General features: G+C 44.3%; 2 protein-coding genes. Both read right to left on the reverse strand.

Annotated elements, in window-relative coordinates; all coding sequences use genetic code 11:
* The coding region (locus tag B2U97_RS01585; protein WP_286830200.1) for a carboxymuconolactone decarboxylase family protein at positions 1-509 on the reverse strand (509 nt) is incomplete at its 3' end.
* Positions 510-650: 141 nt separating this feature from the next.
* Complete coding sequence (locus B2U97_RS01590) at positions 651-791, reverse strand: helix-turn-helix domain-containing protein (protein WP_286830202.1); 141 nt, start codon at positions 789-791, stop codon at positions 651-653.
* Positions 792-823 lie beyond the last annotated feature (32 nt).

Consider the following 823-nt stretch of genomic DNA (forward strand, 5'->3'; position numbering starts at 1 on the left):
GGTGTATTTGCAATATGGTTTGTAAAGTTGCTCATCGTTTTCTGAGCAATTCCCAAAATAACCTCTAGTGCCTGACGCTGTCCGTAACCGGCTTTATAAAAAGACTCAAGCTCACTTTCGTCGGCGTTACCGCGCTTCTCAAGCATGACCAGAGTAAACTGGCGCAGTGCTTCCAATTTCTCATCACCTAAGGGCTTACCGGCTTTAATGTTGTCAGTAATAGAATCATCGGCGCCCATATTTTTTGCAATAGCAGTATGAGCAGGAACGCAGTAATGGCATTCGTTGAAAACATTGATGGTTTGCCAGACAACAGTTAACTCGTCTTTGTCAAAGCTACTATTAACGAAAAGCTCGTGCACCTGTTGGTAAGCGTCTAGAATGCCGGGTGCTTCAGCCATGACAGCGTGCAAATTGGGGATCATACCGAAAGCTTTTTCAGAGCCTTCTAGTAACTTCCTGCTTTCCTCGGGAGCCGATTCTTTGTCATGTAGTTTAAAGTCACTCATATTTTACTCCTGCGCTTTTAAGTTGTATTTAATATTGTGAGTATGAATATAGAATAAAAGCTCAAAAATAAAAGCAGGGCGTAGTAATTCCCGCTGTTTTAGTCATGAAGACAGGTGTTTTTGCGTGCTAAGACGAATTAGCTACGAGTGAGTTTGGTGGCGGTACTCTGCTGGGGAGAGGCCCGCATACTTTTTGAAAAAGCGGCTGAAGGCTGTTGCCGATTGATAGCCAAGTTGCTCTGCAATCAAGTCCAACGATAGCTGCGAGCTACTTAGCATTATGCGTGCCCGTTGCGGAGCGTGTCAACCTTATT

It is taken from the genome of Idiomarina sp. UBA3176, assembly GCF_002364295.1.
GTDB lineage: Bacteria > Pseudomonadota > Gammaproteobacteria > Enterobacterales > Alteromonadaceae > Idiomarina > Idiomarina loihiensis.